The organism is Cryptosporangium japonicum, from assembly GCF_039524755.1.
Lineage (GTDB): Bacteria > Actinomycetota > Actinomycetes > Mycobacteriales > Cryptosporangiaceae > Cryptosporangium > Cryptosporangium japonicum.
Window position 1 is genome coordinate 146205 of record NZ_BAAAGX010000028.1, and the last position, 25083, is coordinate 171287.

At 73.6% G+C, this 25083-nt stretch carries 21 protein-coding genes and 1 pseudogene; 6 read left to right on the plus strand and 16 right to left on the minus strand.

The genetic code is table 11. From position 1 onward, the window contains the following. From ABD437_RS32210 to ABD437_RS32230, 5 genes and pseudogenes are all read right to left on the minus strand, one after another. Nucleotides 1-365, minus strand: a pseudogene (locus ABD437_RS32210) (hypothetical protein); the annotation flags it as partial. Nucleotides 366-468: 103 nt separating this feature from the next. Beyond that, a complete protein-coding gene (locus tag ABD437_RS32215; RefSeq protein WP_344652718.1) occupies nt 469-1068 on the minus strand; it encodes a VldE C-terminal domain-containing protein in 600 nt (199 codons plus the stop codon). Nucleotides 1069-1116: 48 nt separating this feature from the next. Continuing rightward, nucleotides 1117-2151 (minus strand): LLM class flavin-dependent oxidoreductase, encoded by a 1035-nt coding sequence (locus tag ABD437_RS32220; protein ID WP_344652719.1) that lies wholly within the window; start codon nt 2149-2151, stop codon nt 1117-1119. Further along, a complete protein-coding gene (locus ABD437_RS32225; protein ID WP_344652919.1) occupies nt 2114-3052 on the minus strand; it encodes an MSMEG_6728 family protein in 939 nt (312 codons plus the stop codon). Before ABD437_RS32225 ends, ABD437_RS32220 begins: the two co-directional genes overlap by 38 nt. Continuing rightward, the gene (locus tag ABD437_RS32230) at nt 3053-4594 is read right to left on the minus strand and encodes a GntP family permease (RefSeq protein WP_344652720.1); all 1542 of its coding nucleotides are present in this window, start codon (nt 4592-4594) and stop codon (nt 3053-3055) included. A gap of 230 nt (nt 4595-4824) precedes the next feature. Between ABD437_RS32230 and ABD437_RS32235 the strand changes: the two genes are divergently transcribed. Beyond that, on the plus strand, nt 4825-5304 hold the full coding sequence (locus ABD437_RS32235) for a pyridoxamine 5'-phosphate oxidase family protein (RefSeq protein ID WP_425558297.1): 480 nt from the start codon (nt 4825-4827) through the stop codon (nt 5302-5304). Here ABD437_RS32235 and ABD437_RS32240 read toward each other — a convergent pair whose 3' ends face one another. Together ABD437_RS32240 and ABD437_RS32245 are read right to left on the minus strand one after the other, a co-directional pair. Then, nucleotides 5305-6006, minus strand: coding sequence for an SDR family oxidoreductase (locus ABD437_RS32240; protein ID WP_344652721.1), 702 nt, complete (start codon nt 6004-6006; stop codon nt 5305-5307). Nucleotides 6007-6017: 11 nt separating this feature from the next. Further along, nucleotides 6018-6803 (minus strand): helix-turn-helix domain-containing protein, encoded by a 786-nt coding sequence (locus ABD437_RS32245; protein WP_344652722.1) that lies wholly within the window; start codon nt 6801-6803, stop codon nt 6018-6020. 124 nt (nt 6804-6927) lie between these two features. On the opposite strand from ABD437_RS32245, the gene ABD437_RS32250 reads away from it, so the two are divergent. Beyond that, complete coding sequence (locus ABD437_RS32250; RefSeq protein ID WP_344652723.1) at nt 6928-8238, plus strand: MFS transporter; 1311 nt, start codon at nt 6928-6930, stop codon at nt 8236-8238. Further along, nucleotides 8235-9242 (plus strand): LacI family DNA-binding transcriptional regulator, encoded by a 1008-nt coding sequence (locus ABD437_RS32255; RefSeq protein WP_344652724.1) that lies wholly within the window; start codon nt 8235-8237, stop codon nt 9240-9242. Before ABD437_RS32250 ends, ABD437_RS32255 begins: the two co-directional genes overlap by 4 nt. On the opposite strand, the gene ABD437_RS32260 is transcribed toward ABD437_RS32255, so the two are convergent. Genes ABD437_RS32260 through ABD437_RS32270 form a run of 3 tightly spaced genes read right to left on the minus strand, consistent with a single transcriptional unit; the run spans nt 9178 to nt 11702 of the window. Next, nucleotides 9178-10155 (minus strand): heme-dependent oxidative N-demethylase family protein, encoded by a 978-nt coding sequence (locus ABD437_RS32260; protein WP_344652725.1) that lies wholly within the window; start codon nt 10153-10155, stop codon nt 9178-9180. The genes ABD437_RS32255 and ABD437_RS32260 overlap by 65 nt on opposite strands. Continuing rightward, entirely contained in the window at nt 10152-10988 is an 837-nt protein-coding gene (locus ABD437_RS32265; RefSeq protein ID WP_344652726.1) for an aldo/keto reductase, read from the minus strand. Before ABD437_RS32265 ends, ABD437_RS32260 begins: the two co-directional genes overlap by 4 nt. A gap of 18 nt (nt 10989-11006) precedes the next feature. After that, nucleotides 11007-11702 carry an SDR family NAD(P)-dependent oxidoreductase gene (locus tag ABD437_RS32270; RefSeq protein WP_344652727.1) on the minus strand — a complete coding sequence of 232 codons (696 nt, stop codon included), beginning with the start codon at nt 11700-11702 and terminating at the stop codon, nt 11007-11009. Between the two features lie 104 nt (nt 11703-11806). On the opposite strand from ABD437_RS32270, the gene ABD437_RS32275 reads away from it, so the two are divergent. After that, on the plus strand, nt 11807-12640 hold the full coding sequence (locus tag ABD437_RS32275) for a helix-turn-helix transcriptional regulator (protein WP_344652728.1): 834 nt from the start codon (nt 11807-11809) through the stop codon (nt 12638-12640). A gap of 46 nt (nt 12641-12686) precedes the next feature. On the opposite strand, the gene ABD437_RS32280 is transcribed toward ABD437_RS32275, so the two are convergent. After that, nucleotides 12687-15458 carry a tetratricopeptide repeat protein gene (locus ABD437_RS32280; RefSeq protein WP_344652729.1) on the minus strand — a complete coding sequence of 924 codons (2772 nt, stop codon included), beginning with the start codon at nt 15456-15458 and terminating at the stop codon, nt 12687-12689. Between the two features lie 125 nt (nt 15459-15583). Between ABD437_RS32280 and ABD437_RS32285 the strand changes: the two genes are divergently transcribed. Further along, nucleotides 15584-17152 carry an ATP-binding protein gene (locus tag ABD437_RS32285; RefSeq protein WP_344652730.1) on the plus strand — a complete coding sequence of 523 codons (1569 nt, stop codon included), beginning with the start codon at nt 15584-15586 and terminating at the stop codon, nt 17150-17152. Here ABD437_RS32285 and ABD437_RS32290 read toward each other — a convergent pair. The 3 genes from ABD437_RS32290 to ABD437_RS32300 form a co-directional block, all read right to left on the minus strand. Then, nucleotides 17138-18883, minus strand: coding sequence for an FAD-dependent oxidoreductase (locus ABD437_RS32290; RefSeq protein WP_344652731.1), 1746 nt, complete (start codon nt 18881-18883; stop codon nt 17138-17140). The two genes, ABD437_RS32285 and ABD437_RS32290, sit on opposite strands and share 15 nt — an antisense overlap. A gap of 1 nt (nt 18884) precedes the next feature. Continuing rightward, nucleotides 18885-20786 (minus strand): maleylacetate reductase and hydroxyquinol 1,2-dioxygenase domain-containing protein, encoded by a 1902-nt coding sequence (locus tag ABD437_RS32295; RefSeq protein ID WP_344652732.1) that lies wholly within the window; start codon nt 20784-20786, stop codon nt 18885-18887. An 87-nt stretch (nt 20787-20873) separates the two neighbouring features. Then, on the minus strand, nt 20874-21737 hold the full coding sequence (locus ABD437_RS32300; protein ID WP_344652733.1) for a helix-turn-helix domain-containing protein: 864 nt from the start codon (nt 21735-21737) through the stop codon (nt 20874-20876). 22 nt (nt 21738-21759) lie between these two features. Between ABD437_RS32300 and ABD437_RS32305 the strand changes: the two genes are divergently transcribed. Beyond that, nucleotides 21760-22272: a DsbA family protein gene (locus ABD437_RS32305; protein ID WP_344652734.1), complete on the plus strand. Its 513-nt coding sequence runs from the start codon at nt 21760-21762 to the stop codon at nt 22270-22272. Here the strand turns inward: ABD437_RS32305 and nhaA are convergent. Both nhaA and ABD437_RS32315 read right to left on the minus strand, forming a co-directional pair. After that, entirely contained in the window at nt 22243-23796 is a 1554-nt protein-coding gene (gene nhaA, locus ABD437_RS32310) for a Na+/H+ antiporter NhaA (protein ID WP_344652735.1), read from the minus strand. The genes ABD437_RS32305 and nhaA overlap by 30 nt on opposite strands. Further along, nucleotides 23789-24991, minus strand: coding sequence for an MFS transporter (locus tag ABD437_RS32315; RefSeq protein ID WP_344652736.1), 1203 nt, complete (start codon nt 24989-24991; stop codon nt 23789-23791). Before ABD437_RS32315 ends, nhaA begins: the two co-directional genes overlap by 8 nt. Nucleotides 24992-25083: the final 92 nt, after the last annotated feature.

The window sequence follows — 25083 nt, forward strand, 5'->3', positions numbered from 1 at the left end:
GCCGGCGGCTGAGCGGCGGGCGGCTGGGCGGCCGGCGGCTGGGCGGCGGCGCCGTCGGCGACGACGTTCGCGGTGCAGCCCGCGACCACGCGCCGCTGCTGGATCAGGTCGACGACGGCCTGCCGGTTGGCGATCCGCGCGTCGGACAGCGCGTCCGGGTTGGCCCGCTGCCCGGCGATGAAGTTCAGGTTGTTCTTCAGCGCGGTGTCGAGGCCGCCGCAGTCCTCCTTCGGCGCCTGGGGCGCGGCGGCGTTCTCGCCGGCCGAACTCACGCCGATGCCCACGGCGGTCGCGCCGCCGAACACCACCAGCATGCCCACCCCGACCGCTGCCTTACGTCGCCATCCCAGCTTCCGATTCGCCACGACACACCCTTCGACCGATCACCATTGACACCGTGCAGGCCCCTGCACTTTCGATACCGAGGTACGGACGCCCCGGTGGGGTCGGTTCGAAATATGGGATCTCTTAAGGTTTTTGACGCGACCCGTCCGGTTCAGCGGCCGCCGCGAACAGCCACTCCGGTCTCTTGTCGACAGTCGAAACGTGCACGTGGTCGTAGTGCCCGCCGGTGACGTCGGCCGGGTCGTACACGCCCCCACCGAGGTACCGGCGCCAGCCCGCCCGGTTGTGCTCCCAGGACCAGATCCGGCCCTGGAAGATCACGTAGTGGACGCGGAGCGCGCGGGCGTTGGCCCGCAGCCACCGGGCGAGTTCCCAGCCACGCCGGACGTCGGTGCGGTCGGGGAACGCCCCGATGCGCCCGATCGTGTAGTCGCAGGCGCGGCCGCGCGGATGGTCGCTGCGCGGGTTCCAGGCGTGCTCGTCCCAGCACGAGACCGGCAGGTCACCGAACCGGTGGCGCACCTGTGTGGTCAGCCACGCGATCGGCGCGGTGACGCACCCGCCGGTGTCGGACGGGTCCGGGATCACGCAGCCCCGCGGCCCACCGAGGTACGGCAGCGGCGCGGCCGGCAGCGCACCCGCCGCCACCGGCCCGGCCGGCGGGTGCGGCCCGCTCACGCCGAGCAGAACGCCGAGCACACCCGCGATGCCCTGAATCCCCATCCGCGCACGGTAGATCGCCCGTCCCGGGGGCGGACGGCAGCGCGCCGGTCAGTCGTCGGTGAGGAGTTCGCGTACGCGGGGGATCACCTTCGTGCCGTAGAGCTCGATCGCGGTCGCCATGTGTTCGTGCGGGATCGGCCCGTTGGTGTACTTCAGGTCGAACCGCTGGATGCCGAGCGCACGCACCGTCCGGGCGATCTTCTGCGCGACGGTCTCCGGCGAGCCGAGGTGCAGCGCCCCGTGGTTGACGTCGGACTCGAACCGTCCGCGGGTGTACTTCGGCCAGCCGCGTTCGGCGCCGATGCGGTTGTGCATCGTCCGCGCGTGCGGCCAGACGATCTCGGCGGCCTCCTCGTCGGTGGCCGCGACGAAACCCGGGGAGTGCACCGAGACCGGCAGCGGGTCGCGCCCGAACTCCGCGAGCGCCCGGTGGTAGAGCTCGACGAACGGCGCGAACCGGGCCGGGTCGCCGCCGATGATCGCCAGCGCCAGCGGCAGGCCGTAGCGGGCCGCGCGCACCACCGACTCCGGGCTCCCGCCGACGCCGATCGACGCGCTCAGCCGCCCCGACTCGACCTTCGGGAACACCTCCTGGTCGACCAGCGGCGGGCGCACGGTGCCGCTCCAGGACACCGGCCCGCCCTCCAGCAGCGCGACCACCAGGTCGAGCTTCTCGCTGAACAGCGTCTCGTAGTCGCTCAGGTCGTACCCGAACAGCGGGAACGACTCGGTGAACGACCCGCGGCCCAGCGTCATCTCGACGCGGCCGCGCGCGATCGCGTCGAGCGTCGCGAACCGCTCGTACACCCGCACCGGGTCGTCGGAGCTGAGCACGGTGACCGCGGTGCGCAGCCGGATCCGTTCGGTGCGGGCGGCGATCGCCGCGAGCACGATCTCCGGCGCCGAGATCGCGAAGTCGTCGCGATGGTGCTCCCCCACCCCGAAGCTGTCGACCCCGACCTGCTCGGCGAGCACCCCCTCGTCGACGACGTTCCGGATCACCTGCGCGTACGGGATCGGGTTCCCGTCCAGGTCCGTGCTCCGGTCACCGAACGTGTCGAGCCCGAACTCCAAGTCGGTCATCAGTCACCTCCGCGGGGTCGAGTATCACCCGGAACAGCCCGCGCGGATCCTGCAGGGTCGCCGGAGGCCGCGCCGCCGACCGGGCCACCACGTGGGTGAACCGGGCCGGGCGGCGGTGCGGCAGCGGCTGCCCGGGCGCCCAGAGGTAGTCGCCGACGATCTCGCCCAGCAGCAGGGCCGCGCCCTGCTCGACCGGCACGCCGACCGGATCGCCCGGCCGCACGTCGTCGAGGAACGACGACAGCTGGCGGAGCGCCTTGGCCGGGCGGCGGCCGGACAGTTCATGGGCCAGGCTCCGCAACTCGGCCGGCTGCAGGCCGGTCGCGTCGACGTCGACCCCGGATTCGGTGCCGATCCCCACGACGCCCTGGGACAGCGCCGTGCCCAGCGCGGCCGGGTCCGCGGGACGCACGATCCAGGCCGGCACCCCGGACGGCGCCGGTGCCGGTCGGACGTCGTCGGCCGGTGGCCACACGTACGGGAGGTCGTCGGGGGTGTCGGGGAACAGCGGGCCGTAGAACGCCGGGTCCTTGGCGCGCAGGTTCGACCGGTGCGAGCGGTGCACCTCCTCGTCGCCGACCCAGCTCGGCAGCAGCCCGGCCGCCGCGGCCTCACGCGGGGTGAGGCCGGCGGCGTCGGGGGCGAACTCCGCCATCTGCGGCGCGGTGGTGTCGGCGAAGCCCCGGGCCCGCCAGGCCCGCACCATCGCGAGGCCGTAGACGACGAGCCCGGCCGTGCGTCCCCGCCACATGACCGTGACCGGGTGGGACGCCCAGCCGTAGTCGGGCAGCTCGAGCGCGCGCAGCACCTGGAGCGTCTCGACCCGCTGTTTGCCGAGGCGGGGCGAGTCGAGGAGCTCCGCGGAACGGTCGAAGTCGGCGACGGGCAGGAAGGTTTGCAGCTAGATCACCAGATCGAGGAGGAGGACGCCGATCAGGCCGCAGACCGAGATGAGGCACTCCATCACGGTCCAGGTCTTGAGCGTCTGGCCGACGGTGGTGCCGAGGTACTCCTTGATCAGCCAGAACCCGGCGTCGTTGACGTGGGACAGGAACAGCGAGCCGGCGCCGATCGCCAGCACCATCAGCGAGATCTCCGGGCTGGACAGGTCGGCGGCCACCGGGGCCAGGATCCCGGAGGCGGTGACCGTGGCGACGGTGGCCGAGCCGGTGGCCACGCGGATCAGCACGGCGACGATCCAGGCCAGCAGCAGCACCGGGAGCGCGCTGCCCTCGACCGCGTCGGCGATGATCTGCGCGAGCCCGGTGTCGATGAGCACCTGCTTCAGACCACCGCCGGCGCCGACGATGAGCAGGATGCCGGCGATCGGCGGCAGCGAGTCGCCGAGCGTGGAGGCGATCGCGCCGCGGTCCATGCCGGCGCCGAGACCGAGCCCGACGATGCCGACGAGCACCGCGATCGTGAGCGCGATCAGCGGCGTGCCGACGAAGTCGATCGCGTCCTTCACCGGGCTCTCGCTGTCCGGCGCGACGACGTCGGCGATGGCCTTGGCCAGCATGAGCACGACCGGCAGCAGGATGCAGGCGAGCGTGGTGCCGAAGCTCGGCCGTTTGCGTGACGCGACCAGCGAGCCGGTGTCTCCGCGGCCCCGGTAGTCGTCGGTGCCCGAGGAGGCGTCCGCCGCGTCCTCGACGTCGGTACCCGCGGTTCCGGCCGTCCGCCGGCCGGGTTCGGCCGCGCCGTCGCCGGACTCGGACCGGGCGGCCGGGGTGCCGCCGGCCGTGTCCTGGTCGGTCTGGAACAGCGCCGGCACCGGCACGTCGACCCAGCGGGCGGCCCAGCGGCTGAAGATCGGGCCGGCGACCAGCACGGTCGGGACCGCCACCAGCAGGCCGAGCGCGAGCGTCAGCCCGAGGTTGGCGTTGAGCGCGCTCACCGCGACCAGCGGCCCGGGGTGCGGCGGCACCAGCCCGTGCATCACCGAGAGGCCGGCGAGCGTCGGGATCGCGATCCGGAACAGCGGCAACCCGGACCGGCGCGCGACCAGGATGATCACCGGGATCAGCAGCACGACGCCGATCTCGAAGAACATCGGCAACCCGATGATGGCCCCGACCAGCGCCATCAGCCAGGGCAGCGCGCCCGGCCGGGCCCGCCCGACGATCGTGTCGACGATCTGGTCGGCGCCGCCGGAGTCGGCGAGCAGCTTGCCGAACATCGCGCCGAGGCCGATCAGCAGACCGACCGACGCCATCGTGTCGCCGAACCCGCCGCTGAAGCTCTCCGCGACGTCGCCGGCCGGCAGCCCGGCCCCCAGCCCCAGCCCGATCGCGCCCACGGTCAGCGCGATGAACGGGTGCATCTTCACCCAGGTGATCAGCACGACGACGACCGCGATACCGATCAGCGCGGCGACGATCAGCCGCGGATCGGAGCTCGCGGGCGCGGGTGCGTCGGCGGCGAGAACGCTCGTGACATCCATACGGGCTCCCGGTGTTTCCCCGGCGGACCTCGGCGCCCGCCGACTGGCGCTTACCCCGACTTCGGCTCCGGTAGTCAGGTCGTACCAACCCGCTCCCGCCTGCGGCGACCACCACGGGGCCCGGTCACGCGCGCCGAGCTTCGCGGAGTACGCGAGACACGGACCCTTACCGTCCGGTAAACCGGAGGGCGACCGGGACCGAAGGAGGCGCTGTGGCCGACAGTGACGTGCTGAGTACCCAGAAGCGGGGACGCCGGATCGCGTTGTCGAAAGAGGAACTGGACTCGTTCCTCGCCGAGAGCCGCACCTGCCGGGTCGCGACGCTCACCTCGTCGGGCGCGCCGCACGTCTCACCGCTCTGGTTCGTCTGGGACGGCACGTCGCTCTGGCTCTACTCGATCGTGAAGAGCCAGCGCTGGGCCGACATCGTGCGCGACCCGCGGGTGGCGGTCGTCGTCGACGCCGGGCACGACTTCTTCGAGCTGCACGGCGTCGAGCTGCGGGGAACCCTGGAGCAGGTCGGGGAGGCACCGCGCACCGGCGCCGAGTCGATCGGAGAGCTGGAGGCCGCCGAGCGGCTGTTCGCGGCGAAGTACTTCGGCGGCGAGCAGAACATGTACCACGACGGCAGGCACGGCTGGGTGCGTCTCACGCCGAGCAAGGTCGCCTCCTGGGACCACCGCAAGATCGCCGGCCTGAACGGAAACTAGTCAGACCAGGAAGCCGCCGGTGGCGCGGAGGTTCTGGCCGGTGATCCAGCCCGAGTCCGGGCCGGCCAGGAAGGCCACGACCGCCGCGACGTCGGCGGGGCGGCCGAGGCGGCCCAGCGCGGTGAACGCGACCGCCTGCGCCACCGCCTCGGGCGGGTTGGTCTCCCGGAACAGCTCGGTCTCGGTGGAGCCGGGCGAGACCGTGTTCACGGTGATACCGCGCGGCCCGAACTCGCGGGCCGCGACCGCGGTGAGCTGCTCCAGCGCCCCCTTGCTCGCGCAGTAGAGGCCGTGGCCGGGCGCGGGGACGACGGTGTTGAGCGTCGAGACGTTGACGATGCGGCCGTGGTCGCGCAGCAGCGTCGCCGCGCGCTGCATCGCGAACAGCGGGAACTTCGTGTTGACGGTGAGCACGTGGTCGAACTCGGCCGGCGTGAGCGTGGCGATCGGCGTCGCCGGATTGATCGCGGCGTTGTTGACGAGGATGTCGAACCCGTCGGTGACCGGCGCGAACAGCGCCTCCAAGCCGGCGAGGTCGGCCTGGTCGGCGCGCACCGCGGTGGTGCCGTCGACGGGCGCGCCGGGGGCCTCGCGGTAGCTGAACACCACCCGGGCGCCCCGCCGGGCCAGCTCGTGCACGATCGCCCGGCCGATGCCCCGCGAACCTCCGGTGACCACCGCGACCTTCCCGGTCAGCTCCATGGCGGCTGACGTTAGTGAGCCGGCCGCAGGGCGTCTTGGACGAATGCGAACAGCTCACCCGGGGTGGAGCCGAGCAGCGCCCGGGTCTCCCGGCTCAGGTGCGACTGGTCGGCGAACCCGACCGCGGCGGCGTCGCCCAGCGTGGCGGTGGGTGCGGTCAGCACCCCGACGGCCCGCTGGAGGCGTGCCACCCTGGCGACGGTCTTCGGGGTCAGCCCGATCCGTCGCCGGAACTCCAGCTCGAGGTGGCGGCGGCTGACCCCGAGCTCGGGGGCGAGCGACCCCACCGGCGTCCCGGCCGGATCCTGCAGGCGCCACCAGGCCCGGTCGACGAGGCGCTCCACCGTGCGGCCCCGCAGCCGGGTGGTGAGGACCGCGTCCAGCGCGGCGACACGCGCGGGCCAGTCGGGCAGTTCGGCCAGCCGGTCGGAGAGGCGGCCCAGGCGCCCGTCCAGCGCGAACGTGCCGCCCGCCACCGCCGCGGCCTCGACGTCGAGCAGCGCGCGGACACCGGCCGGGGTCAGGCCGACCGAGACGCCGGACCGCCAGGGACGACCGTCGTGCACCGCGCCGTCGCGGCGGGCTCCGGTGACCAGCCGCGCGCCCTCGTCGGCGTCGAGGAGCAGCGTCGTGAGCGTGACCGGGAAGAGGCGGCGGCGGACCGGTGGGCCGCCGAGGACCCGGTACCCGCCGTACCCCACGACGTAGGGCCGCAGCCACGGCGCGGCGGCCGCCACCGCGCCGGAACAGCGGCCGGCGGCCCGCTCGGCGAGCGCGGAGTGGAGTTGGACCGGCACGGACCCAGTATGGCTGTGACGCGGACCTCTCTAGAACGTTCTAGAGAACTAGGTATAGCGTTACCAGCGGTTGTCCCGCGATCCGCGCACCGGTGCGCATCGGAACCGCACCGGGGAGGCGTCGGTGGAAACCCTGTCACGCGCGCGTCGTCACGCTGCGCTGCTCTCGCTCGCACTGGGCGGGTTCGCGGTCGGACTGACCGAGTTCGTCGCGATGGGGCTGCTCCCCGAGATGGCGCGGGGGTTGCTGCCCGCGGAGTACGCCCGCTCGACGTCGGACGCCGTGGCCGAGGCCGGGTGGACGATCACGGTCTACGCGCTCGGCGTCGTCGTCGGTGCGCCCACGATCGCCGCGCTGACCGCCCGGGTGCCGCGCAAGCAGCTCGTCGTCGGCCTGCTGGCGCTGTTCGCGGCCGGTACCGTCGCCTCCGCGCTCGCGCCGACGTTCCCACTGGTCCTGCTGGCGCGGTTCGTCGCGGCGCTGCCGCACGGCGCGTACTTCGGCGCGGCCGGCATGGTCGCGGCCGCGCTGATCGGCCCCGGCAGCCAGGCCAAGGGGTTCGCCGCGGTGCTGACCGGTCTGACCGCGGCCAACGTCTTCGGCGTGCCGCTGATCACAGGCCTCGGGCAGGCGACGAGCTGGCGCGTCGCGTACGCGGCGATCGCCGGGATGTTCGTGCTGACGCTGCTCGCCGTGGTGGCCACGGTGCCGTCGATCGCGGCCGCACCGGGCGGGTCGCCGCGGGCCGAACTCAGCGCGTTCCGCGCGCCGCAGATGTGGCTCGCCGCGGCGATCGGCGCGATCGGCTTCGCCGGGTTCTTCGCCGTGTACAGCTACATCTCCCCGGTGACGACGCATACCGCCGGCCTCTCGTCCGGCGCGGTGCCGTGGGTGCTGGCGACGATCGGGCTCGGCATGACCGCCGGGAACCTGCTCGGTGGCGTGGTCGGGGACCGCGACGTGCGTCGCAGCATCGTGCTGGGGCTCGGCGCGGTGGTGCTGGCCGCGTCGGCGTTCGCGCTCTCGGCCGGGCATCCGGTCGGGCTGTTCGTCACCGCGTTCCTGGTGGGGGCGGCGTGTCTGGTGACCGCGCCCGCGCTGCAGGCCCGGCTGATCGCGGTGGCGCCGGGAGCCCAGCTGATGGGCGCGGCGATCAACCAGTCCGCGACGAACATCGGCAACAGCCTCGGCGCCGCGCTCGGCGGCCTCGTCATCGCCCGGGGTCTCGGGTACACCGCCCCGGCCTGGGTGGGGGCCGGCCTCGCCGCCGTCGGCGTGGTGATCGCGGTGCTCAGCTTCCGCTTCGACCGCCCCCGGGCCGCGCCCGTCGCGGACGGCACCCCGGCGCGGACCACCGACACGCACCCCGCCGGGTCGGGCGTCGGTGCCGTGCGTTCCCGCGGCCCCGAGTGGCTCAGTACGCTACGGCGATGACCGAGCGGCGTCCCACCTTGGCGGACGTCGCCGCCGAGGCCGGAGTGTCGACCGCGCTGGTGTCGATCGTCATGCGGGACGCGCCCGGCGCGAGCGCGGCCACCCGGCAGCGGGTGCTGGAAGTCGCCGACCGGATCGGTTACCGCCCGGACCGGCGCGCCCGGTTACTGCGCAGTGGCCGCAGCCGGCTGCTCGGCGTCGTCTTCGCCGTGCAGCACACGTTCCACGGCGATCTGCTCACCGGCCTCTACGACGCGGCCGCACGGCGGGACTACGAGCTGACGCTCAGCGCGGTGACCCCGCACCGCGACGAGCGCACCGCGATCGCCGGCCTGCTCCAGGACCGCTGCGAGGCGCTGCTGGTGATCGGACCGTCGTCGCCGACGTCCGCGCTCGCCGGGATCGCGGCGCGGCTGCCGGTCGTGGCGCTCGGCCGCGACGTGCGTCACCACGCCGTCGACGTGGTCCGCAACGCCGACTGCCAGGGCCTGCACCAGGCCGTGGACCACCTGGTGGCGCTGGGCCACCGGCGGATCGTCCACCTCGACGGCGGGCGCACGCCGGGCACCGCCGAGCGGCGGCGCGGCTACCGCGACCAGATGCGACGGCACGGGCTGGACGCCGAGATCCGGATCCTTCCCGGCGGGCCGACCGGGGAGGACGGTGCCGCCGCGGTGGCCCCGCTGCTCGACGATCCCCCGACCGCGATCACGGTGTTCAACGACCTCGCGGCCACCGGTGTGCTCGACACGCTCCGCCGCGCCGGCCTGCGCGTGCCCGACGACGTCAGCGTCGTGGGCTACGACGACAGCCGCCTGGCCCGGCTCACCTACCTCGACCTGACCACGATCGCGCAGGACACCACCGCGATGACCACGCACGCGGTCGAACGCGCGATCGCCCGCATCGAGGGCACCCCGGTGCTCCAGCGCGAGGTGGTCACTCCCCCGCGTCTCGTGCCGCGGGGGACGACGGCAGCAGCCACCGCACCGCGGCGTCCCTGAACGGCGCCAGCCCCTTGTAGGACGCCATGTCGTCGGGAAGTTCGGCGAGCACGCGCCCGAAACGCCGGCGCCACGCGGGCACTGTCGCGATCTCCGCCAGCGAGGCCAGGTACGTCCGGATCAGGAACAGGATCGCGCCCGAGTGCCCCAACCGGATCAGGTGCTGCACCTCGACCCGCAGGCAGAGCCGTCGCGCCAGCTCGTCGCCGGCCAGCGACCCGGCCGCGGACCGCACCGGCCCCCACGCGGGGTAGGCCTCCGTCGACTGGTCGAGCCACCCGTCGAGCGTCACCGACCAGTTCGTGCGCCGGTACTCGTCGCCCGGTTGCAGGCGCATCAGGAACCGCTCGGCCCTGGCCACCACCCCGTCCTCGTGCACCCGCGGCACCGGCCCGTGGATCTCGGTGAACGTCATCCCGACGTCGAACGCCACCGACCAGCCGGCCGCGAACGTGACCAGCCCGGCCTCCATCCACAACGCCCCTTCGCGCTGGTCGAGCAGCACGATGTCGTCCTGGATCTGGCTGCCCAGGAAACCCAGCGGGCCGCCGGGCAGCGCGTCGCCCTCGCGGAAGGAGACGTCGACCCCCAGCAGGTCGTTGCGCCACCGGTACCGCTCACCCGCGACGTCCAGGCGCATGACGTCGGACCGGGAGACCGACAGCTCGCGCAGGACCGTCACCATCGCGTCCCAGCAGGCCGGACCGGCCGACGGCCGGACGGTGAGCCGGCCCGGATCCGCGGCGAGGATCCGGGCCCGCTCGGCCAGCTCGGTGCGGTACCCGGCGTCGACGTCGATCAACGCCGAGCCCCACGAGCCCGCCTCCGTGCGCACCGGCGTCCGGGCGCGTTCCACGTTCGTGCCGTAGCGGAACGTGTCGGCCCGGAACGGGAACGGGAACCGTTCGATCACCCGGTGATGGCCGCGACCTCGGCCGGCGACAACCGCAGCGACGCGGCCGCGATGTTCTCCTCGAGGTGCTCGATCGAGCCGGTGCCGGGGATCGGCAGGATCTGCGGCGAGCGGGCCAGCAGCCACGCCAGCACGACCTGCCGCGGCGAGACACCGTGGTTGACCGCGGCGTCCTTGACCGCGGCGATGTCACCGCTGATCGGCGCCCAGGGCAGGAACACGAACTGCTCCTGCTCGGCGAGGTCGACGACGGTCTCCGACGACCGGTCCTCGACGTTGTACCGGTTCTGCACCGAGACGACCGGCGTGAGGCCCTGCGCGATCGCGATCTGCGTCTCGTCGAAGTTCGAGACGCCGATGTGGCGGATCTTGCCGGCGTTCTTGGCCTCCACCAGGACGCCGAGGGACTCCTCGATCGGCACGTTCGGGTCGGGGCGGTGGAACTGGTACAGCGGGATCTGCTCCAGCTTGAGGCGCTTGAGGCTGCCGTCGAGCGCCTTCACCAGGTGCTCCGGCGTCCCGTCGGACGGCCACACCCCCGGCCCGGTGCGGGTCAGGCCGCCCTTGGTGGCGATGACCAGGTCGTCGGCGTAGGGGTACAGCGCCTCGGCGATCAGCTCCTCGCTGACGTTCGGCCCGTACGAGTCGGCGGTGTCGATGAAGTTGACGCCGAGTTCGACGGCCCGGCGCAGCACCGACTTCGCGACCTCGCGGTCCGGCGGGTCACCCCAGATGCCGGCCCCGGTGATGCGCATCGCGCCGAACCCCAGGCGGTTGACGGTGAGGTCGCCGCCCACGTCGATGGTTCCGGCTTCTGCGGCGTTGAGAGTCATGATCCGAACCTACGCCGCTCACCACGGAACTGCCCCGTGGCGGTCCTGGAAGGTGCCGGTGGGGCCGTCGGGGCCGATCGAGGCCAGTGCGACGATCGCGTCCGTGCCCTCGGTGATCGTCTGCGGACCGCTGTGGCCGTTGAAGTCGGTCGCGGTGTAACCCGGGTCGACGACGTTGATCCGCAGCTGCGGGAGCGCCTTCGCGTACTGCGCGGTCAGCATCGACAGCGCGGCCTTGGACGCGTCGTAGAGCGGCATCGCGAACGTCGACTCGAAGCGCTCCGGGTCGTGGGTGACGCCGAACGACCCGAGGCCGCTGCCGACGTTGACGATCACCGGCGCACCCGACCCGGCCAGCAGCGGCAGGAACGCGTGGGTGACCCGCACGACGCCGATGACGTTGGTCTCGAACACGGCGCGGGCGTCGTCGGCGGTGATCTCGGCCGCCGGCGGGTTGACGCCGGGGACACCCGCGTTGTTGATCAGGACGTCGACGTGGCCCTCGTGGGCGGCGACGTCAGCGGCCGCCGCGGCCACCGAGGCGTCGTCGGTGACGTCGATCCGGACGAAACGGGCGTTGAGCTCCGCGGCGGCCGCCCGGCCGCGCTCCGGGTCGCGGGCGCCGACGATCACGGTGTGGCCGGCCTCGATCAGGCGGCGGGCGGACTCGAACCCGAGGCTCTTGTTGGCCCCGGTGATGAACGTGGTGGTCATGGCGACGACGATCCGCCCGGCCGCGGCGGGCTACCAGTGCCTCTCGCGGCGGTAGGACTGGCAGTACCAGGCAGTTCACCGGATCGCCGGGGCAGAATCGAGGCATGCAGACGCTCGGCGAGACGCTCCGGATCTGGCGCGACCGGCTGTCGCCGGTGGACGTCGGCCTCCCCGCGGCCGGTGGGCGGCGGGCGCTCGGGCTGCGCCGGGAAGAGCTGGCGTACCTGGCCAGCCTGTCGGTCGACTACGTCGTGCGGCTCGAACAGGGCCGGGCCACGACCCCGTCACCGCAGGTCGTGGCCGCGCTGGCGCGCGCACTGCAGCTGGGGACGTGCGAGCGGGACCATCTGTACCGGTTGGCCGGGCTCGCGCCGCCCTCACCGGGGCTGATCTCCGACTACGTCTCCCCCGGCGTGCAGCGGCTGCTGACGCGGCTCGGCGAGATCCCGCTCGGCGTGTTCCGCGCGGACTGGACGCTGATCCGCTGGAGCCCGCTGTGGGCGGCGCTGATCGGCGACCCGGCCGAGTTCCCCGACGACCACAATCTGGTCCGCGGACGGTTCGGCTTGTCGCGCGAGCTGGCCCGGTGGCCGGTGGTGTCGGAGTACGGGCCGGACGTGCTGGACGCGGCGCTGGTGTCGGACCTGCGTGCGGCCGCGGCGACGTACCCCGACGACCCGGAGGTGGCGGCCCTGATCGCCGACGCGCGGGCCGGCAGCCCGCGGTTCGCGGAGCTGTGGGCGACCGGGGTGGTGGGGGTGCACATCGCCGACCGGAAGCGGATCGAACACCCGGTGGTGGGGCCGATCACGCTCGACTGCGACGTGCTGACGGTTCCGTGCGCGGACCTGCGGATCGTGACGTACACCGCCCCGGCCGGCTCGGAGGACGCGGGAAAGCTGGACTTCCTGCGGGTGGTGCCGGCCGCGTTGCCGTGACCACCCGGCGTGTCCGGCCGGCCCGCGGCCCGCTCGGACGCGCCGGTCAGCCGTACGTCACGAACGGGGCGGCGGCGAAGGGGCGCTTGAGTTCGGCGCGATCGGTGATCAGGGAGAGTTGCTCGGCGCAGAGGCCGGGCTGGTCGGCGGCCCAGGTGAGCAGCTCGTGGCCGGTGGCGGCGGCGAGCCGGCGCTGGACGGCGGCGAGGGCCTCGTCGACGGACGTGGCCGTGAGGTCGGCGTCGTCGGCGGTCAGGGCGTCGTGCAGCCAGGTCGTGAGGACAGCGGTGGTGAGACCGTCGACCGGGGTGGCGCTGGCGACCACGGCTCGGGCGCCGGCCGCCAGGAGCGTGCGGACCAGCACGGCCGGTACCCCGCCTTCGCTGTTGGCGAGGACGACGACCGTGCCGGTCCAGGGCAACGCGGCCAGGCCGGCGATGTCGATCCGTCCGGTGGCACCGTCGGGGCCGCCGTCGGGGGCGGGCAGGAGGAGCGTGGTGCGCTCGGGGCGGCGGTCGTCGGCCACGATCCGGCCGGCCAGGTGCACGACCGAGCCGGGGCTCAGGGCCGCGTCGAGTCGCTCGGGAGTGATCGGCTGGGGCTCGGTGCCCCAGCGGGCGGCGGCGTGCGCACCAGCGGTGCCGGCGAAGGAGAGATCTCCGGTGGGGTCGACCAGCACCGCGCCCCGCCGTGACGCCTCGGTTCGGGGGCGCGGCGGGAGCGGGGACGCGGTGGGCAGCAGCGACACCCCCGGGCGGGTGGCGCCGTCGGCGGTGCGGTGCACGGCCGTGCCGTAGAGCGCACCGAGCGCACTGACGACCACCGCCCCGGACGCCGCCCCGGCCAGGGCGGTCGCGGCGTCGACGACGGCGGCGCAGCGGGCCGGGGACGGGCCGCCGGGCGCGGACGACACGACCTCCCCGGTCACCCGCGCGCCGGGAACGGCGGTCAACGCGTACACCCCGCAGGCCCCGGGGACGAACACCACCCGGACCGCCTCCGGCGCGGCGGACGCCACCGGGAACGGGGGCGCGGACTCGCACAGGGCCAGCGCGTCGTCGAACCGCCCCAACCGGATCGCCACCTCGGCCGCGGTCAGATACGGCGGCTCCACGTGCGGATCCGGCCCCACCGGGTGGGCACGCAACTCGTCGTAGGCCGCACAGGCATCACGCAGACGCTCCCACGTCGCCTCGGTCCACTCGCCGGCGGCGACCGCTATCCGGCCCACCGCACCGCCGGCCGCGGCCCGGACCAGCGGGTCCGGCGTGCTGTCGGCCATCGCGGCCAGCCGTTCGCGCAGCGCGGCGATCTCGTCGGCGCCGCCCACCCCGCGGCGGGCCAGTATCGTCACCAGGCCGGCCAGCGCGCTGGCCCGCTGACCCTCCCCACCGCCCGCGAGCGCCGCCCGGCGGAGGTAGTGCTCGGCCAGGTCGAACGCGTTGTAACGCACGCACAGGGCGGCCGCGGGCGCGTCCGCGGTCTCGGGCGTCTCACCCCGCTCGGCCAGGAACTCGGCCAGCGCGGACGCGCGCGCCACCACGTCGAGCAGGCGCAGGTCCTCGGGGAGTTCCCCACCCAGCGGGCGCGCCTGGGCGGCCTCGACCACCGACTCCGCGTGCGCGGTCAGCGCGGCGAGCTCGGTGCGGGCGTCCCCGAGCGCGGCGGCCCGGGCCCGGGCCTGTTCGAGCAGGGGTCGCCCCGCCTCGGGCTCCCCCCGGCGCGCGGCCAGCCGGGCCTGCGCCACCCACACCCGGGGCAGCACGTGGGCGGCGCCCAGCGCCGACCACATCACCTCGGCCATCCGCAGTTTCGCGGCGGCGTCGTCGAACCGGCCCGCGGCGGTGAGCGCGACACCCTCGTCGAGCGAGCGCTGCCCGATCATCGCGGGCGCACCGATGGTCACCGAGCGCACCACGTCGGGCCCGAGCATCCGGGAGGCGGCCAGCACCGCGGGCGGCGCCACGGCGGGCAGCTCACCGGTGGCGGCCCGCCGTTCGGTCTCGGCCTCGACCTGACGCACCCGCGCGGCGAACCCCTCGGTGTGGTGCCGGACGTCGATCGGCGGCAGCGTCGCGCACGCCAGGTCGTGGGCACGGGCGAACGCGTCGGCGGCGACCGCCGGGTCGGTGCGCCGGGACAGCCCGGCCAGCGTCACCAGCGCGGCGTAGGTCTCGGAGTCCACACCGGCCTCGGCGAACAGCGCGGCGCCGGTACGCAGCCGTTCGGTGCCGGCGGCGACCCGCCCGCGCCGGTGCAGCTCGCGGCCGAGCGCGACGAGCATCGCGGCCCGGCTCGCCGCGTCGACGCCCGGCTGGTCGAGCGCCTCCTGGTAGAACGTGGCCGCACGCGCGTCGCCGACCCGGACGAGCAGGTCGGCGTAGTTGCGCAGCACCGCGACCCGGCCCGGGCCCGGCGCCAGCGTGCGGACCAGCTGCACCGCCTGCCGGAAGTACTCGTCGGCGCGGCCCAGGTCGTCCGCAGCGAGCTCGACGAACGCCATGCCGCTGACCGCCGCGCCGGCCAGGTCGGGGTCACCGAGCGCCTCGGCGACGTCGAGCGCGCGGCTGTAGTAGGCGCGGGCGGTGTCCAGGCGGCCGGTGGTGCGCGCGCACTGCCCGAGCAGGCGCAGCGTCAGAAACGCGTTGGTGTGCGGACCGATGTCGTTGAGCAGCGGCAACGCCTCGATGAGCGTCTGCTCGGCCTCGCCGGTGCGGCCCTGGGCCAGCAGCGTGTGGCCGGCGATGACCCGGTCGCGCAAAAGGGTGTCAGGGGACAGTTCGGCCGGTCGACGCTCCCGTCGCCGCCTGCCGAACATGCGTACCTCGGCTCGACTCGAACTGATGACTCTTCGCCCCTACCGTGCGCCAGCGCTCTGCTCCGGAAGAGTAACGACGGATGACAAGCCGGGTTGAGGTTGACCCCGTGGGGTAGCAACGAATCATGGAGACCGACGCCAGCTATCCGGTGCGTCCGGACCTGCGGACATTCACTCACGCCGGCGCCACGGTCACGCTCGTGGACGCCGAACGGATCCTGGTTCTCGACGACGGCCACCGTGTCGAGCTGCTCGGCGGGGTCGCGTTCCCGCCACCGGTCCGCGCGGTGTCGGTCACGGTGACGCGCGACGAGCTCGACGCGTACCTGGACGCCAGCATCCGCACCGGCACCGAGCCGTCCGACCGGGCCGGGCTCACCGTGCTCGGCAACGACCCGATCGGCGTGTTCCTGTCCCGGCGGGTCGAGTCCGGCGACCCCTGGGCCACCCGCATCGTCGACGGGGTCGGCGGTTTCCTGGCCAACGTGTCCCGCCGCCTGGAGACCGACCGCCCGGCGCACGCGCCCGAGCCCGAGCCCACCGACGTCCCGGTCATCGACGTCGAAGCCGAGGTGCGTGACTCCTCGAGCGGCCTGGTCGCCACCGCGAAGACCACCGAGCGGACGATCGCGCTGCGCTCGTCGGTGCCGGCGGGCGAGCTGAGCGTCGAGCACCTGGAGGGCTTCTGCCGCCTGGTGCTGGACGCGGTCGTCGAGGCCACCTCGCCGGAGGCGCTGGTCGGCCAGGTGGTCACCGTGAGCGCCACCTCCGGCAGCCCGGACCGGGTGACGCTCGACCAGGTCGGCGGCCTCGACGACATCGTGCAGGAGCTGCGTGAGATCGCGGCGTCGTTCCGGCACCCGCAGGCGCTGGCGCGGTGGGGCGCGAAGCGTCCGCAGGGTGCGTTGTTCTACGGGCCGCCCGGCACCGGCAAGACGATGCTCGCCCGCGCGCTCGCCAACGAGATCGGGGCGCGGTTCCGCGAGATCCGCACCACCGAGATCCTCGACAAGTGGCTCGGCGCGTCCGAGCGCAACATCAAGCAGATCTTCCGTGACGCGCGGCGCTACACCGAGCCGACCGTGATGCTGTTCGACGAGTTCGACACGATCATCGGGTACGCGAGTGAGGGCGGCGACGCCGCGAGCCAGGCCATCAACTCGGTCGCGGGCATCTTCAAGCAGGAGATGAACACGTTGATCGAGGCCAACCCGAACGTGTTCGTGGTGGCGACGACGAACTTCCCGGAGCGGATCGACCCGTCGCTCGTGCGGTCGGGGCGCTTCGACATCAAGCTCGCGGTGCCGGCCCCCGACGCGACCGGTCGCGCGCAGATCCTCGCGAAGATGATCCGCCAGCAGATCGTCGAACACGAGGTTCCGGGGTTCCGGATGTTCGCCGACGACGTCGACATCGCCGCGTGCGCGACGCTCAGCCAGGGGTTGACCGGCGCGGACCTCAAGGAGGTGTTGCGCCGGGCGCAGCTGGCCAAGGCGATGCGCGAGGCGCGCACCGGCACACCCGCGACCGCGATCAGCCAGGACGACCTGCGTCGCCAGATCGAGGCCGTGAAAGCCGCGGCCACGCCGGTCCGGCCGGCCCCGGCCTTCCCGGCCCTGGGCCGTCTCTTCCCCACTCCCCCGAAACCCGCACCGGCGGAGAAGGATCCGGGCCCGGAGTCAGACGCGCCCTAGGATGCGCCGGAGCGCACCCTCCAGCGCGCTCCCCGGATCCTCGGGCAGCGACGGCACGCGGTAGCCGACGTAGTTGTCGGGCCGGGTCAGCACCGCCCCGGTGTCGCCGACCCCACGCACCGCGGCCCAGTCGCCGTAGAGGTCCTCGTAGTCGGCGCCGGGCCCGATCCGCACCACCGCGATCTCGACGCCGAGCGCCGCGCCCACCGCGCCGGCCGCCGCCGTCCACGCCTCGCCGCCGATACCGGTGAGCAGCGTGAACCGGCCCTGACCGCCGAGGTCCAGCGTGGACAGCCGGGCCGCGCCGCGCCCCACCCACGCGTGCGGCACCTTGGCCCCGGGCGTGGTCGTGGCGTGGTGGAACAGCTCGTCGTCGCGCGGGTTCTGCGCCGCACCGCCGTCCGGCACCACCGCGGACGAGGTGTACCGCTGATTCAGCTCGACGCCGTGCGTGTTGAACTCGTAGTCCTTGAACGCCACCGCCTCGCGCAGCGCCTGCCGCTGCTTCTCCGCCTCGGCGCCCGGGTCCTTGCGGGCGGCCATGTTGGCCCGCATCTGCTCGGGGTCGGAGGTCGAGAGCAGCCCGAGCGCGTCGAAGATCCGGCGGGTGTCGCCGATGCTCTGGTTCGCCCGGTCGACGATCTGCTTCCCGATCGGCGCCCGCTCGGCGGTGTAGGTCTCCAGCAGCTCCGGCCCGGCCGCCCCGGACAGCACCAGCTTCAGCTTCCAGGCCAGGTTGTACGCGTCCTGGATGGACGTGTTCGACCCGAGCCCGTTCGACGGCGGGTGCCGGTGCACGGCGTCGCCGGCGCAGAAGACCCGGCCGCTGGAGTACCGCTCGGCGTAGAGGTGGTTCACCGTCCACGCCGAGGAGGACGTGATCCGCACCGGCACCGTGTCGTCACCGATCAGCATGTGCGCGACCTGCCGGGCGTAGTCCTCGGTGAGGTTCGGCGGCTCGCCGTTGATGTCATAGCCCCACACGATCAGCCACTCGTGCCACGGCCGCACGCAGCGCACCAGCCCCATCCCGATGCCGCCGACGTCCGAGCCGGTCTGCAGCACCCAGTACAGCGTGCTCGGGCGGTGCGCCACGTACTTCGTGAGGTCGGCCTCGAAGACGATGTTGATGCTGCCGGCCACGCCCATCTGGCCGACGGTCGGCAGCCCGATGTCCGCGGCGACCTGGCTGCGTCCGCCGTCGGCGCCGATCAGGTACTTGGCCCGGATCCGGTACTCGTCGCCGCGGAGCCGGTCGCGCACCGTGGCGGTCACGCCGTCGTCGTCCTGCACCAGGCCCACGTACTCGGTGTCGAACCGGAACCGGGTGCCGCGCGCGATCGCCGCGTTCACCAGCACCGGTTCCATCAGGTGCTGCGGCATGTCGCAGATCGACGTCGGCGACGCCAGGTCGTGCTCGGCCTTGCGCGCCGGGTGCGTGTACCAGGTGTGCAGCCGGCCGAGCTCCTCCCCGGCCAGCGACGTGCAGAACGGCGTGTCGCCCATCAGGTGCTGCGGGGTGGCCTGCGCGGTCACGACGTCCTCGAGGCCGGCGTCGCGCAGCACCTCCATCGTGCGCTGGTTGGTGATGTGGGCCCGGGGGGTGTCGGCCAGCGCGGAGTACTTGGTGACGACGACGTTGGGGACGCCGTACGTGCTCAGCAGCAGCGCGGCGGCACCGCCGGCCGGGCCGCTGCCGACCACGAGGACGTCGGTTTCGACCAGAGACATGTCATCCCATCCGGAACACGTAGGTGAGCACGCGCCACTCGCCCTCGACGGCGCGGCCGTCCGGCGGCGAACCCTCACCGGGTGCAAAGTCGACGATCAGGTCGTCCTTGACGCCGAACACGGTGTCGGAGTCGAGGTACGCGCCGCCGGCGACGAAGAGCTGGGTGATCAGCCGCCGGTGGCCGGGTGCGTCGATGAGGAAGTGCAGGTGCGGTGCCCGGTAGGGGTGGCGGCCGGTGCTCTCGAGCAGCTGCCCGACCGGTCCGTCGACCGGCACCGGGTACTCGCTCGGGAGGATCGTCCAGAACCGGACCATCCCGTCGGCGTCGCTGGTGAGGCGCCCACGTAGCACCGGCCCTTCGAGGTCGGGCAGCTGCAGGTCGTAGAAGCCGTCCTCGTTGCTCTGCCAGACGTCGACGGTGGCGTCCCCGATCGGCGCGCCGGTCGTGTCCTCGATCCGGACGTCGACCCGGAGCGGGATGCCCGGCAGGTCACCGGAGATGTCGGCGCCCGGGGCCACGGCCGGCGGACCGGGAACGTAGAACGGGCCGAGGACGGCCGAGGGGGTGGTCTCGGTGGTGCGTGAGTTCGTCAGCAGGTCGACCATGCTGGAGAGACCGAGCGTGTCGGAGAGCAGGATGAACTCCTGCCGGGTGGGGCTGGTGATCGCGCCGGTGCGGGTGAGGAAGTCGATCCCGTACTGCCACTCGTCCTGGGTGAGGTCGTTGTCGTTCGCGAACGCGTGCGCGCGGCGGACCAGGTCGCTCAGCAGCTGACGCACGCGCGCGTCCGGTGCGTTCGCGAAGCTCGCCACGACCTGGTCGGTGAGCCAGGAGAAGTCCGGGGCGCCGGCCGGCCGGGCGCCGGCGAGCGCGTCGGTGAGCAGCTCGGTGACGCCCTCCTCGGTGACCGGCCGCGGGTTCGGGTAGGGCCGGGCGGTGGCCAGCCGGGCCGCCTCGGCGACGTCACCGGCCCGGAACCCCAGCTCGGCGAGCGAGGTGGGGCCACCCACCTCGACGACGAAGTCGTACATCGCCGCCGCGGCGTCCCGGTCGCGGCCCAGCGCCGCGGCCACCCGGGCCACGGCGTCCGGAGCGGCGGACGCGTTGTAGGCGATGGCGTGCGGGAGCACGACGGTGTGGGTCCCGGCGTGCGGAAGGCCGAACGAGCCACCGAGCGTGTGGCAGAGCTTGTGGTGCAGGCCCATGCCGACCGCGCCGAGGCAGGTGCCGGCGAGCCACGCGCCGGTGAGCGCGTCGGCCCGGGCGTCGACGTCGGCCGGATCGGTGACGATGCGACGCAGCCCGGCGGCGAGCAACCGGATCGACTGTTCGGCGAGCGCGTCGACGGCCGGGTCGGCGTCCGGTGAGTACAGCGCCTCCACCGCGTGCGCCATCGCGTTGACGCCGCTGGTCACCGACGTCGCGACCGGCAGGTCGACGGTCAGGTCCACGTCGTAGAGCACGGTGGCGGGCAGGATCTCCGGTGCGCTGCGGGTGGTCTTCACCCCGTCGGCGGTCTCGCCGAGCGTCGACGTGACCTCGGAACCGGCGTAGGTGGTGGGGACCGCGATCTGCGGGACGCCGAGACGCACCGCGAGCGCCTTGCCCAGGCCGGTCGCCGAGCCGCCCCCGATCGAGACGACGACGTCGGCGTCGGACGCGGACTCCAGCGCCCGTGCGGTCACCTCGACCGGGGTGTGCATCGCGGCGCCGGAGAACCGGCCGGCGAGCAGGTCGCCGAGCCCGGCGGCGGCGCGCTCGACGACGTCCGGCTGCGACGAGCCGCTCACCAGCAGCACCCGGCGCCGGCCCAGCCGCTCGACCTCGGACCGCAGCGCGCCCAGCGTGCCCGCACCGAACACCACCCGGACCGGCGACCCGGTGTGTTCGAAGCTGCGCACGGTGCCTCCCGACCTCGTCGTCGCTGACCCGCCCAGTATCACGGCACCCCGGTCGCGGGTCCTGCATGATCACGCTGCACAAAACCGCTAGGCGCGGCGGAGCGCCGCCGGGGTGGTGCCGCGGTGGGCACGCAGGACACGGGTGAGGTGTTCCTGGTGGGTGAAGCCGCAGCGGGTGGCGACCTCGGCGATCGGCACCGCCGGGTCGCCGAGCAGGGCCACCGCGGCGTCGACACGCAGCCGGAGCAGGTACTGGTGGGGAGCCAGGCCGGTGCGTGCCTTGAACTGCCGGGCGAACTGGCTGACGCTCAGCCCGGCCACCGCCGCCATCTCGCTCAGCGGCACCGGCTGGGCCAGCCGGGCGTCGAGCAACGCACGCACCTGGGCGAACCGCCGGTCGTCGAGGCCGGGACGGCGCCGGACCGACGGCACCGACGGCGGGGGCCGGTTGCTGTGCCGGCGCACGAGCTGCGCCGCCAGCAGGTTGCCGAGCTGGTCGACGTAGGTGCGTGCGGTGGGCTCCCAGGCGGTGAGGACGCCGTCGAGCGCGAGCACGAGCTGTTCGAGCAGCGGGTCCTCGGTGCCGAGTTCCTCGGCGAGGTCGACGGCCGGACCGTCGTGGGCACCCTGCAGCGCGCGGTCGCTCAGGTAGACGTGCACGGTGTCCAGGGGGCCGCGGAGCTCGACGTCCAGCTCCTTGCCCGCCGGGTGGAGGAAGAACCCGCCGGGCGCCACCGTGCGGGCGAACGCGCCGCGGCTCACGGTGACCGGCCCGTCCCGGTGCAGGATCACCAGGTGGCTCCGGGCGCCGCCGAACGACGCCGCGTACGGCGCTTCGTGTTGCGTCGAGACGTAGAGGTCCGGCCAGCCGAGGCCGGCGCTGGTGCGGAACGGGTGCACCCACGGCTGGCGGAGGATGCCGTTGGTGTCGGCGAGCGAGAGCTCCTCCATGAGCGCAGGCTACCGTTGAGGGGTGACTGAGGCACCGGCTATCGACCTGAACCGCCACGTCTACGGCAATCCCGAAGCGCCGATCACCGTCGTGGAGTACGGCGATCTGGAGTGCCCGTACTGCGGTGCGGCCGCGCCGGTGCTGCACGAGCTGATCGACGCGTCCGACGGGCGGGTGCGGCTGGTGTTCCGCCACTTCCCGCTCTTCCAGGTGCACCCGTTCGCGCTGACCGCGGCGCTGGCCGCCGAGGCCGCCGGCGACAAGTTCTGGGACCTGGCCTGGGTGCTGTTCAAGCACCAGTCCAAGCTCGCCGACCCCGATCTGGAGGTCTGGGCGGCGAAGGTCGGCGTGGCCGACCCGGCGAGCGTGACCGGTGCGGCCGCGCAGGCGTTCCAACCCGCGATCCAGGCCGACTACGCCGCCGGCGTGGCCGCGGGGGTCCGCGGCACGCCGACGCTGTTCATCGACGACCGGCTCTACGCCGGCCGGGTGGAGCTGCGCGAACTACGCACCGCGCTCGGGCTCAACCGGTAGCGCGTCCGCCGGCAACGACCCACCCGAGGACGCCGGTCCGGACGGGGCCGGTCCGGACGGGGCCGGTCCGGACGGGGCCGGTGAGACCGGTGCGGCTGCCGGGTCGGTGAGCGTCACGCCGCGGGCCTGGGCCACCCGGGCGATCGTCGGGTCGAGCCAGTCGCCGGTGGGCAGCGCGGGCGGCCCGTCCTCGGAGTCGATCGTGCAGAGCGGCAGCCGCTCCCCCAGGTAACGCAGCAGCAGCGACCCGAGCACGGCCGCGATCAGCGAGCCCGCGAGCACCCCGATCTTCGCGTCCTGGCGCAGGCGCTCGTCGTCGAACGCGAGGTCGGTGATGAACAGCGAGATCGTGAACCCGATGCCGCAGAGCATCGCGCCGCCGATCAGGTGCCCGTAGCGCACGCGGCCCGGCAGCGCCCCGAGCCCGGTGCGCAGCGCGATACCGGCGAACAGCGAGACGCCGATCGCGTTGCCGGCGACGAGCGCCACCGCGATGCCGATCGTCACCCCCGACGTCGACGCCGCGCGCAGCGTCTCCCAGTTCAGCGGCACACCGGCGTTGGCCAGCCCGAACAGCGGCAGGACGACGAGCGCGCTGACCGGGTGCAGCGAGTCCTGCAGCCGTTCGTTGGACGAGACCGTGGCCCGCGCGGCCGTGTTCGCCAGCCGCACCCGGGCGGGCGTGGCGGCCTCCAGCACGGCCCGGCCGTAGTACGCCAGGCGCTGGCGCTGCACCGGGTCGACCGCGGCGGCCGGGACGATCAGGCCGAGCAGCGCACCGGCGAGCGTCGGGTGCACCCCGGACTCGAACACCGCCACCCACAGGGCCAGGCCGATCAGCAGGTAGGGCGCCAGCTGCCAGACGCCGGCGAACCGCAGGCCCAGCAGCACCGCGACCAGCACACCGGAGACGACGAGCGCCATCGGCGACACGTGATCGCTGTAGAAGATCGCCATCACGCCGATCGCGCCGATGTCGTCGACGATCGCCAGCGTCAGCAGGAACAGCCGCAGCTGGTCCGGGCAGCGCGGCCCGAACAGCGCGAGCACACCGACCAGGAACGCGGTGTCGGTGGAGATCGGGATGCCCCAGCCGGCCGCGGCCGGGCCGCTGGGCTGGAAGGCCAGGTAGATCAGGGCGGGCAGCGCGAGGCCGCCGATCGCGCCCAGCGCGGGGACGATCACCGTGCGCCGGTCCCGTAATTCGCCGACCGAGACCTCGCGGCTGATCTCCATGCCGACGACGAGGAAGAAGATCGACATCGCGGCGTCGTTGACGAAGTGACGCAGGTCCATGTCCAGCGACCAGGTGCCGACCGCGGCCGAGACCTCGACGTGCCAGAACTCCTCGTACGTGTCGCCGGGCAGGTTCGCCCAGACGAGCGCGGCGACGGTCGCGATCAGCAGAACCGCGGCGCTGCCGGCCTCCCGGGAGAGGAAGTCACGCACCCCGGGCGACAAATAGGGCAATCCGATCCGCGGTGCCGGACCGGGACGTCCCGGCAGCACCTGCGCGTTACTCAACGACGGCCCCTTTATCGATCACGCGAGCGAGCTTACCGATCGTCGGGAGCAGAGCCACCGTCGTGAGCAGCATGACCACCGCTCCGACGACGAACGGCGTCGGCAACCAGAGGCGCGCGAGGAACCCGCCGCCGAGCCCGCCCACGGCCAGGCCGCCGAGTGCGACCGTGAAGTACACCGCGTTGACCCGCCCGAGCATCTCCGACGGCACCACGCGTTGACGCGTCGACACGATCGAGACCCCGAGGATCAGCACCACGAAACCGTCGAGCGCGAGCAGCGCCGCCGCGGCGGCCGGGTTCGTCACGAAACCGAGCCCGGCCACCGCGGCCGCGGAGATCACACAGGTGCCGGCGATCAGCACCCCGGGCGGCACCAGCCGGGCCACCCGGTCGGCGACCAGCCCGCCGACGACCGCCCCGACCGCACCCACCGCGAGCAGGACGCCGTACCCGCGCGGGCTCAGGTGCAGGTGCCGGTCGGCGACCACGACGAGCAGGCCGTAGCTCGCACCGGTCATCGCGTTGCCCACCCCGGAGAGGAACGACAGGCCGCGCACGACCCGGTTGTGCCAGTACCAGCGGCCGCCGTCGCGGATGTCGGCCCAGAGCGAGGTGCGGTGCGCGGGCACCTCCCGGGGCACGCGGGGCAGGAACAGCAGCACGACCATGCTGGCCACCAGGCCCAGCGCCCCGGCCGCGAACGGCAGCGCGAGCGCGATCGCGAGCAGGAACCCGCCCACCGGCGGCCCGGCGAACTCGTTCGCGACCACGAACGTCGTCTGGATCCGGCCGTTGGCCTTCTCCAGCCCGGTCGTCGGGACCAGCGTCGGGACCAGCGCGGCGGACGCGTTGTCGACGAGCGTCTCGCACAGGCCGAGCACGACGAAGACGACGTAGAGCAGCGGGATCGACGCGGCGCCGAGCGCGATCACCAGCGCGAGCAGACCGAGCACGAGCGCACGCACGCCGGTGGTGACCTGGAGGATCCGCCGCCGGTCGAGGCGGTCGACGAACGCGCCGGAGACCATCGAGAGCAGCCACGGGGCCCGCTGGGCCACCAGCAGCCCCGCGATCGCGGCCGGGTCGGTGGTGAGCGTGGCCGCCAGCAGCGGAGCCGCCGCCACGTTGATGCCGTCCGCGAGGTTGGAGAGGCCGACCGCCGCCCACAACGTCGGGAAAGGAGGAAAACGCACGATGCGATGTCTACCCCCGTGCCGGGAGGCCCGTTTGCCCGACCCGGCCGGAGTGGGTTCGACGACGATGACGCGTAGCCGGTGGACATCGG